Origin of the sequence: Micromonospora sp. NPDC005553, from assembly GCF_042871765.1 — a bacterium.
Classification (GTDB): domain Bacteria; phylum Actinomycetota; class Actinomycetes; order Mycobacteriales; family Micromonosporaceae; genus Micromonospora.
Map to the genome: position 1 here is coordinate 1,146,960 of NZ_JBIAJD010000001.1, position 9,522 is coordinate 1,156,481.

A 9,522-nucleotide genomic window follows, 5' to 3' on the forward strand; every position below is an offset into this window, starting at 1 on the left:
ACCGGCCTCAGATCAGCAGCCGAGCCGCTTGCTCGAGAGGGCGATGTCGTCGATCCAGAGGTCAAACTCGCCCGGTGTCGTGCCGCCCTGGTAGAGCTGCCAGCCGATCTTCACCGTGTCGACCGTCGGCAGGACAAAGGGAACGTCGTTGCCACCGTGGTCGGTCGTGGAGGCTGTCAACTCCGGGTTCGCCACGCCATCGATCCACACCTCGACGCGGTTGTCCGCCGAGTCGATCTTCCACTCGAAGCACTGCCAGGTGTCCTCAGCGACCGGGGCGGACTCCCGCCAGTTGGTCCAGTCGCCGGTCGGACCGCCGTCGGCGCCGATCCCCCAGAAGGTTCCGGGGACCGTGGGCGCGTACTGCCCGCCGATCGGACGGACGACCTCCGCGCTGCCGGTGCCGGTTGCTTCCACCAGCGTGAAGTGCGCCCAGTCCGGGGCCGTGGGGAAGGCGTCGACGCGCAGACGCATCCGGCCGTAGAAGCGGTTGCCCGGCGCGACGAAATCGTCGACGCGCAGGAACGCACGTCCGTTGTCGACGGTCTGGATGTGCAGCGCCTGGTTGCCACGACGGGCACGTTCGACGGTGAGCGTGCCGTGGCGGGTGTCGATGCCCCAGTTCAACGTGCTGGGCCCCCCGGGAGGCAGCCGCTCGAAGTCCTCACAGAAGAGCAGGCCACGGGGGCACGAGGGCCGGGAGGCCCCCGATGCCCCGGCCGGGACGCTGCCGACTGCGGCGCCGAGGATCAGGGCGGCGCTGAACACAGCGAGAAATCTGCGCATTGTCATCCTCCAGGACGGCTGGCCTCCCACCACAGGGGCCGGGCCAGCAGGAACGTTCCGGTCATGCGACACTGAGGTACACATTGATGAACGTCAGTATAAGTGAAGCCGACCTGGCGCTCGCCAACTGCCCCTGAGTTGGGCGTTGACTCGAAGCCGCGAAGGCGTAACGCTGTGGAAGCGCTCCCATCGGCGAGCTCCTATGCGAAAGGAATGCTCGTGCGTCCCACCACAGCTCTACTTCCGGTCGTGCTCGCCACGGCCCTCGGCGGTCTGGCCCTGCCGGAGCCCGCCCTGGCCGCGGCCGGCCCGGCGCTGGCCGTGGACACCACTGCCGCCCGGCACCAGATCAGCCCGTACATCTACGGCATGAACTTCGCCGACCAGGCCCTCGCCAGCGACCTGCGGTTGCCGGTGCACCGCTACGGTGGCAACGCCACCACCCGTTACAACTTCCGTGCCGACACCACCAACCGCGCGTCGGACTGGTACTTCGAGAACATCCCCAACGACAACCCGAGCCCCGGCGACCTCCCGAAGGGCTCGGAGAGCGATCGGTTCGTGCAGCAGAACAAGGCCACCGGCGCCGCCACGGTCATGACGGTGCCGATGCTCGGCTGGATCGCCAAGGACCGGTCGCGGGCCTGTGGCTTCAGCGTCGCCAAGTACGGCCCGCAGGAGTCCACCGACACCTGGGCACCGGACTGTGGCAACGGCAAGAAGCCGGACGGAACGCTGGTCACCGGCAACGATCCGAAGGACACCAGCGTCGCCGTCGGCCCGGAGTACGTCACCGACTTCGTCAACCACCTCAAGGGGCAGTTCGGCGCCGCCACCGACGGCGGGGTCCAGTTCTACAACCTGGACAACGAGCCGGACCTGTGGCAATCCACCCACCGCGACGTCCGCCCGACCGGCATGGGATACGACGAGCTACGCGACCGCACCTACGAGTACGCCGCCGCGATCAAGGCTGCCGACCCCGGCGCGAAGACGCTCGGTCCGGTCGGCTGGGGCCTCAACTCGATCATCTTCTCGGGCCTCGACCAGGACACCTGCTCACGCACCGGATGCTGGTCGAACCCACCGGACAAGGCCGCGCACGGCGGCCAGGACCTCGGCCCGTGGTATCTGGACCGGATGCGCGAGTACGAGCAGCAGCACGGCACCCGCATCCTCGACTACTTCGACGTCCACCTCTACCCGCAGCAGTCCGGCGTGCTCGGTGACGCGGCCGGCGACGCCAACACCCAGGCGCTGCGGCTGCGCTCGACCCGCCAACTCTGGGACCCGACCTACGTGGACGAAAGCTGGATCAACAGTCCGGTCCGGTTCATCCCGCGCCTGCGCGAGTTGGTCGACCAGCACTACCCAGGCACGAAGGTCGCGATGACCGAGTACAACTGGGGTGGCTTCGGGTCGCTCAACGGCGCCCTCGCCCAGGCTGACGTACTCGGCATCTTCGGCCGCGAAGGGCTCGACCTGGCCACCCTCTGGACCGCGCCCACGGCCGACCAACCGGTGGCCAACGCGTTCCGCGTCTACCGCAACTACGACGGCAAGGGCGGCGCGTTCGGCGAGACCTCCGTCCAGGCGACCAGCGCCGACCAGGGCAGGTTGGCGGTGTACGCCGCCGAGCGCAGCGCCGACAAGGCCCTCACGGTGGTCGTCGTCAACAAGACCGGCGACGACCTGACCAGCCCGGTCGCCCTCACCGGGGCCTCCGCCAGCACCGCTCAGGTCTACCGCTACAGCGGGGCGGATCTCAGCGGCGTCGTCCGGGAGGCAGACCTTCCGGTGACCGCTGGCGGCCTCACGACCACCTTCCCGGCCAACTCCATCACCCACCTGGTGCTGCCGCGCGGCACCACGCCCGGCGACACCCAGGCCCCGACCGTCCCGGGCAAGCCGACCGCCGGCACGATCACCGGTGACAGCGTCGCGCTGACCTGGACGCCGTCCACCGACAACACCGCCGTCACCGGCTACGACGTGCACCGGGTCGACACCGCCGGCACCGTGAAGGTGGGCAGCGCCACCGGCACCGCGTACACCGTCACCGGGTTGACGCCGGACACCCCGTACACCTTCGTGGTGACCGCCCGCGACGCGGCGGGCAACGTCTCGGCGGCCTCGCCCGGCCTGACAGTGCGGACCGCGCCCACCGCCCCGACCGGCGGCTGCACGGTCGCCTACACGGCGAACAGTTGGCCGGGCGGCTTCACCGCGACACTGACTATCAAGAACACCGGCACCACCGCTGTCGACGGCTGGAAACTCGCCTTCGACTTCCCCACCACCGGCCAGAAGGTCAGCCAGGGCTGGTCGGCCACCTGGAAACAGAGCGGAACGAGCGTCACCGCGGACAGCATGAGTTGGAACGGCAGGCTCGCCCCCGGCGCGTCCACCAGCATCGGCTTCAACGGCACCTGGAGCGGCACCAATCCGGCGCCGACCGCCTTCAACCTCAACGGTCAACGCTGCGGGTGAGCTGAGAGATTCCTATCCCCGCGCCGACGGAGCAGGCCGGAGGGGTCGGGGTGCAGCAGCACTCCGACCCCTCCGCCCTCGAGCGGCCGCCCGGGCCAGACCCGTGGCCCGACCCCGCGCACCGCGGTTGCCGCCCAGAGGGTCAGTCCTCGTCGGCCTTCTTCTTGTCACGGTTCATGGCCAGGTCGAGCGCGAGGACGCTACCGATGATGAGCAGCGGGTCCACGCCGGCGGTGACCTGCACGGCGTAGGTGTCCCGGATCGTCAGCCACCGCTTGGAGACCGAGGCCACCTCGGTGCCGTCGCGTTCGATCACGTACTCGTGGTCGAGCAGGTCACCCTTCATCTCCAGGTCATCGGGCCCCGGCACGTCGATGGTGAACTTGTCGCGGAACGGCGTGAGCAGCTTCTTGCGAACCTCAGCGGCCTTCTCGCCGCCGATGCGGATCTCGTACGTGGGACGCAGCGCCACCAGGTGCCGGTGCAGCGTGGCGACCTCACGGCCGGTGGCGTCCTCGATGACGACCTTGTCGCGGACGCTGAGCACCTTGCCGTCGACGTGGAAGACCTTGGTGCCGTGCTCGTCGAGCACGTCGAAGTCGTCGCCGATCGAGAAGAACCGCTCCTTGATGACAAACATGAGTCGATTGTCCCCCACCGCACACCGAAGTGCCGGCCGGGCCGACTGGGGGCACCGCCAGCAATCGGCTCGCCCTGGACTTCCCCGGGTGATCGTGCGGAGGGCCAGCGCGGCAGACGTGGCGGCGCTCGCGGAACTACGCGGCATCGACGAGGGCAGACTCAGTGCGTACACCGACTGGGTGGCCTCCCACAGGGACACACATCTGCCGTTCGTCGCCGAGATCGACGGGCACGTCGTCGGCGCCGCCTGGCTCCACGTCTCAGCCACCACCGCCAGATCCTGCTCTGGGAGCCGGCCGGTTCCTGAGGCCTCGGGTCAGCCCGCTGGCCACCGGAGCGCGCCCGGTTGATCGGGTAGCCCGTGGCCCCAAGCGACGGGACCTTGCCCGTGACGGCCTCTGACCAGCGTGGAATGCGGTCGCCCTGCCGCCTAGGGTCCACTCTGGCAAGCTGTCCCAGTGATGGTCGGTGATCTGTTGGACGGCAGGTATCAGGTCGAGAGCCGTCTCGGCGCTGGCGGCATGTCGGTCGTCTGGCGGGCGTGGGACCGCGTCCTCGAACGTGGGGTGGCAGTCAAGGTCCTGGCCGGCGCGCAGGCCGCCGCCCGAGGCGCGCGGCAACGCGTCCGGGCAGAGGCCAGGGCCGCAGCGGGGCTCTGGCACCCGCACGTGACGAGTGTGTACGACTATGGCGAGCACACCGATGCCGCCGGCCGCCAGGTCTCGTACGTGGTGATGGAACTGCTGCCCGGCGAGACACTGTCCGAGCGCCTTGCCGCCGGTCCGCTGCCGCCGGCCGTCGCGATGCGGACGTGTGCGCAGGTCGCCGAGGCGCTCGCCGCCGCGCACGAGCGCAAGCTGGTGCACCGGGACATCAAGCCGTCCAACGTGATGCTGACACCGGCTGGTGTGAAGGTGGTCGATTTCGGTATCGCCACCACAGTGGGCCGGCCGGAGCTGGAGGCGGACGGGCAACTGTTGGGCACTGCGGCCTACCTCGCGCCGGAACGGCTCGCCGGTGGCACTGTCCTGCCCGCTTCCGATGTCTACGCGCTCGGGCTGTTGCTGTACCGAACGCTGACCAACGAGCTGCCCTGGTCGGCGGAGACCCCCACGCAGATGTTGACGGCTCACGTGTACGTCGATCCAGCACCGCTGCCGGACATCGAGGGCGTGTCACCGGAGGTTCACCGCCTCCTCGACCGTTGCCTCGCCAGGGAGCCCGCGGATCGACCGGACGCCGCAGAGGTAGCCGCGGCCCTGCACGGCCTCGCCGATGACGCCGAGCGCCGGGTGAAACAGGCGGCGCAGTCGGCATCCGTCCCGCCCGTGTCGGCCCCGCCCACCGCCGACCCCGCTCCCGATCGGCGTCGCCGCATCCCGAATGCCGTGTTGATCCCCGTTCTCATGGCGACGGCAGCGACCGTTTCGCTAGTGCTCCCTCAGTTCGTACCTGGCGACGGCGGATCGGGCGGCATCGCCACACGTGAGGGTGCCGCTCGGCCCGACGCTGCCCTCGAGGTGTCTGCCACCGAGACACCTGCTGCCCGGCAGACGTCCGCGGAGCCCGCACCGGTCTCTCGACCAAGCCGCACGGTGGCCGCACCGGCTGGGCCTGTGGAAGCGAGCGCCAGAGACGGTTCATCGGCCGGCCCTGGCCCTACGACGTCACCCAGTGCCGAACGGTCGACGGTCCCGTCCAGTGCCGCGCCGGCGCCGACCTCCCCGAAGCCAGGCACGGCCCTGCGGGCACTCGGTGGTGTGGTGACAGTGCTCTGCGCCGGCGATCAGGCTCGCGTTGTGGACGTCGCTCCTGCCCCCGGCTACCGCCTCAAGGATTACCACCCCGGGCCGGCCAAGGAGATCCAGGTGGTGCTGTTGTCCGCGGGCAACAGGAGCGAGATCAAGGCGCGGTGTGACCACGGCACGCTGTTGCCGAAGATCAAGGAGAGCCGTCAGTGAGCTGACGACACGCTCCGTAGTGGTGGTATTGCACCGACCGACTGGTGACGCACGTCGGCGCCGGGCGGGCATTTCCGGTCATCAGGTCGACTGAGGCAGCGGGTCGGCGAGGTATTTGGTGATGCGGAGCAGCACCTGATCCGGTGGCCCGGCGACGAAGGCCGCCGCGTCGGCAAGTGCGGCGATCAAGGGCAGCCCACGGCCGCCGACGGTGAGCGGGTCGGGCAGGTCGACGTCGAGCCGCCCAGCGCCGTTGGGACTACTGCCGCGGTTGCCGACCTCGAGCAGGCACGTGTGATCATCGATATCGATGCTGATGTCGACGGTGCTGTCGAGATCGGCGTGCATCACCGCGTTGGCGCATGCCTCGGTGATCAGCACGGCGAGATGGCCACGAGACTCCTCGGTGGCCTCGGTGAGGCTCAGCAAGGTGACGAGTGTGTGGCGGGCTCGGGTCACCGAGGTCGGCTGCCGCGGCAGCGACAGCGTCATGGTCACGCGCATCGCGAAGTTCCTCCTCGACCCGTACGCAACCGCGCCGGGCTGAAGCGGGACGCACCGGCTGTTGTCAGCCTTACCCGGGGTTGCTGAGCTGAAACGGTCAAGATGTCCGCTCGACGTACACCTGCCGGCGGCGCTTCGCCCGCCGGCAGAATAGAGTATGCGGGGATCATCGGCGTGGGGAGTGTGTCGTGGACTTGCTGTTGTCGGCCCGGCCGGGCCGGGGTTGCACCGTGCTTGAGGTGCGCGGCGAGCTGGACATGGCGACGTCTCCGCAGTTGCGCGAGGGTCTGCAACGGTTGGTTGACGCCGGTGAACCGCAGGTGGTGGTGGATCTGGCCGGGGTGGGCTTCATGGATTCCAGCGCACTGGGTGCGCTGGTGGTGATGTTCAAGGCGATGCGTGTCGCTGACGGACGGTTGTCCGTCGCCGCGGCGCAGCCCGCCGTGCGTAACGTGCTGACGGTCACATCGGTGGATCGGGTCATCGACGTGTATGACAGCGTGCAGGCCGCCGAGGCGAGCGTGCCGTCCGCCGATGACGCGACGGGCCGGTAGCTCAGTCAGGCAGCGCGGCGCTGGCGCGCGCCTGGTCGGCGCCGGCGCTAGTCCGCCGCTCCTCGCTGTGCCCGCCGTGCCAGTCCAGGATGAACAGCGTGGCATCGTCGGCGAGGGTCGGTCCGCTGACCTCGAGCGCGGCGTCGGCCAGGGCCCGGGCAGCCTCACGCGGGTGCAGGTGAGCAATCGACCGCAGCATGTTCGGTAGATCCAGTTTGGCGGCGTTACGCTCCCGCATGCCATCGGTGAGCAGTACCAGACGGTCGCCGGGTCGCAGCGTGATCTCGCCATCGCGGTAACCGGCCCCGGCGAACATACCCAGGGGAAAGTTGGCCGGTAGCGGCAGCGACCGGACGTCCCCGTCGCGCACCAGCAGCGGCGGCACGTGCCCGGCGTTGAGCAGCGCGCACACGCCGGTACGCAGGTCGAGGCGGCCGAGGATCGCGGTGATGTAACTGCCCGGCACGGCGGCGTGTTCGGCCACCTCGGCATCCGCGGTGTCAGCCTGTGCCACCAGAGCAGCCGTGCCGCGGCGACGGCTGTTGCGCAGGCTGCCCACGCCCAGGGTGGCGGTCAGCGCGCTGGCCACCCCGTGGCCCATCGCGTCGGTGACGCTGAAGTGCAGCACGTCGCGGGCAAGGCTGTAATCGAAGGTGTCCCCGCCGACGCTGGCGGCGGGCTCCAGCCAGCCGGACAGGGTGAACGCACTACTCTCACAGGTGAACGAGGCGGGCAGCAGGCGGCGCTGGATCTCGCCGGACAGGGTGAACGGGGTCGTGCGTTGCCCCCACTCGAACAGATCGGTGTACCGCCGGTTGGCGATCACCACGAACGCCAGCACGTGCGCCGTGCGGGCGATCTCCTGCAGCATCGCCGGGGCGGGCTCGTCAGGCAGGATCATCTCGAGCAGACCGATCGCCTCACCACGGTCGGTCACCGGCGCCAACACCATCCATCCGTCAGGCTGCGCGAAAACCCCCGCTGTCTGGCTGCGTAGCGCCTGCTCGGCGGGGCCGTTGTCGAACGGCATCACCGTGGCAACCTCGTCACCGTCCCGGCGGCCGTCACCGGCACCGCCGAGCGGCACATGGGCCAACCGGACCAGCGCCCGACCGCTGAGGTCCGCGATCAGGAATGACACGCTGCGCGCACCCAGCGCCGCACCGAGCTCCCGGGTGACCGCCTCGACTGCATCGACCGGCGAGGCGTTCTCCGCCGCGTCCAACATCTGCGTCATGATCCGTCCTCGACTGGTCTGCACTGACAGAGCCTACGAGACCCGCCGGCCATCGCCGAGCACAAGGACCGTCACCGCCGCGCTGCCAACCCAGCGGACCACACTCAGGCGTGCAGGTGGCCGGGGCCGCGGATCCTCAGCCCGGGGACTTCCCGGGCAGGCGGTCAGGACGTGCAGAACGACGCCGGCTCGGTCAGGTTCAGGTCCTTGCAGTCCCAACCGGTGCCCTGGTCGTGGAATCGCCAGCCCGTGGCGGCCGTGTAATGGAACAGGTAGATGACGGCGCCAGCGTCCGGACGCTGCACGTCGGCCGCCGCCCACGTCTCGACGCAGTCCACTGCCCTGGAAGCGAAAGTCCAGCCCGCCGGCAGCTCGACCAGGGTCCCGAGGGTCTGCGTCGTCGGACAGGTGGGATTTTGGGGTCCATCACTGGTGCTGGTGGATCCGGGTGGCGTCGGAGGGTCGGGTCTGTCACGGGTGGCGAAGGCGACCGTGCCGCCGATGGCGAACACCAGCGTCGCCGCCGCTGCGCCGGTGGTGAGCGCTGTCCGCCGTTGTGACTGCCGCGACTTGCGCAGGGTGCGCTCGTACATGTCGGCGGTGCCGCCGTGCTCGCTCAGATCCGACATGGCCTGACGCAGGGGCCCGAGGTTGTTGGTCATCAGGCCTCCTCCATCACTGCCGAAAGCAGCTCGGGCGCTATCTCCCGCATGCGGGCCAGAGCCTTGCTGGTCTGACTCTTGATCGTGCCGACTGAGCATTGCAGCAGATCCGCGGTCTCGGCCTCGCTGCGGTCCTCGAAGAACCGCGCCACCAGCACGGCGCGTTGCCGCTGGGTGAGTTGAGCGAGAGCCTGGTGCAGGGCAAGCTTGAGATCAGTGCGGCGAGCATGGTCGCTGCCGGGCTGAACCACATCGGCCAGTTCGCCGGGCAGGGACTCGGCTACCTTGCGGCGCCGCCACCAGCTCACATGCTGGTGGTACATGGCGGTGCGGGTGTACGCCTCGAAGTGCCCGGGATCATTGAGCCGGCGCCGGCCCCGGTGCGTGCGGGCCAGCGCGTCCTGCACCAGGTCCTCGGCGAGGTGCCGGTCGCCGGTCAGCAGGAACGCCGTTCGCAGCAACGCCGGCGAGCGGGTCCGCACGAACTCACAGAAAAGATCGTCCACGGATTGCGCCATGCCGAGCTCGTCCCCCCACGTACCCGACGTCCTTCAGGCAGCAGCGGCGTCGATGCGGCCGATTGACTGTGGCGCACACCTTACCGGGGGGGGGGGCCCCGCCCAAGGGCCCCGGCGCCCCCGGACGCGGGGGGCGCCCGCGCCCGCGCGGGGGGGGGGCGGGGGCTG

9 protein-coding genes are annotated in these 9,522 nt (G+C 69.7%); 3 read left to right on the plus strand and 6 right to left on the minus strand.

From position 1 onward, the window contains the following. Positions 1–12 precede the first annotated feature (12 nt). Positions 13–786: a hypothetical protein gene (locus ACFYPG_RS05205; RefSeq protein WP_387350415.1), complete on the minus strand. Its 774-nt coding sequence runs from the start codon at positions 784–786 to the stop codon at positions 13–15. Positions 787–999: 213 nt separating this feature from the next. Between ACFYPG_RS05205 and ACFYPG_RS05210 the strand changes: the two genes are divergently transcribed. Beyond that, positions 1,000–3,276 carry a glycoside hydrolase family 44 protein gene (locus tag ACFYPG_RS05210; RefSeq protein ID WP_387350417.1) on the plus strand — a complete coding sequence of 759 codons (2,277 nt, stop codon included), beginning with the start codon at positions 1,000–1,002 and terminating at the stop codon, positions 3,274–3,276. Positions 3,277–3,418: 142 nt separating this feature from the next. Here the strand turns inward: ACFYPG_RS05210 and ACFYPG_RS05215 are convergent, their stop codons facing one another. Next, positions 3,419–3,916: an LURP-one-related family protein gene (locus ACFYPG_RS05215; RefSeq protein ID WP_355006455.1), complete on the minus strand. Its 498-nt coding sequence runs from the start codon at positions 3,914–3,916 to the stop codon at positions 3,419–3,421. Positions 3,917–4,379: 463 nt separating this feature from the next. On the opposite strand from ACFYPG_RS05215, the gene ACFYPG_RS05220 reads away from it, so the two are divergent. Next, positions 4,380–5,879, plus strand: a complete 1,500-nt coding sequence (locus ACFYPG_RS05220) for a protein kinase (RefSeq protein ID WP_387350419.1) — start codon at positions 4,380–4,382, stop codon at positions 5,877–5,879. Between the two features lie 81 nt (positions 5,880–5,960). Here ACFYPG_RS05220 and ACFYPG_RS05225 read toward each other — a convergent pair whose 3' ends face one another. Continuing rightward, complete coding sequence (locus ACFYPG_RS05225; RefSeq protein ID WP_387350421.1) at positions 5,961–6,383, minus strand: ATP-binding protein; 423 nt, start codon at positions 6,381–6,383, stop codon at positions 5,961–5,963. Between the two features lie 188 nt (positions 6,384–6,571). Here ACFYPG_RS05225 and ACFYPG_RS05230 point away from each other — a divergent pair, with 188 nt between their 5' ends. Next, entirely contained in the window at positions 6,572–6,937 is a 366-nt protein-coding gene (locus ACFYPG_RS05230; protein ID WP_355006457.1) for an STAS domain-containing protein, read from the plus strand. 1 nt (position 6,938) lies between these two features. Here ACFYPG_RS05230 and ACFYPG_RS05235 read toward each other — a convergent pair whose 3' ends face one another. From ACFYPG_RS05235 to ACFYPG_RS05245, 3 genes are all read right to left on the minus strand, one after another. Then, positions 6,939–8,174 carry a PP2C family protein-serine/threonine phosphatase gene (locus ACFYPG_RS05235; protein WP_355006458.1) on the minus strand — a complete coding sequence of 412 codons (1,236 nt, stop codon included), beginning with the start codon at positions 8,172–8,174 and terminating at the stop codon, positions 6,939–6,941. 164 nt (positions 8,175–8,338) lie between these two features. Beyond that, entirely contained in the window at positions 8,339–8,836 is a 498-nt protein-coding gene (locus ACFYPG_RS05240; RefSeq protein WP_355006459.1) for a hypothetical protein, read from the minus strand. Beyond that, positions 8,836–9,354 (minus strand): SigE family RNA polymerase sigma factor, encoded by a 519-nt coding sequence (locus tag ACFYPG_RS05245; RefSeq protein ID WP_355006460.1) that lies wholly within the window; start codon positions 9,352–9,354, stop codon positions 8,836–8,838. Before ACFYPG_RS05245 ends, ACFYPG_RS05240 begins: the two co-directional genes overlap by 1 nt. Between the last annotated feature and the right edge of the window lie 168 nt (positions 9,355–9,522).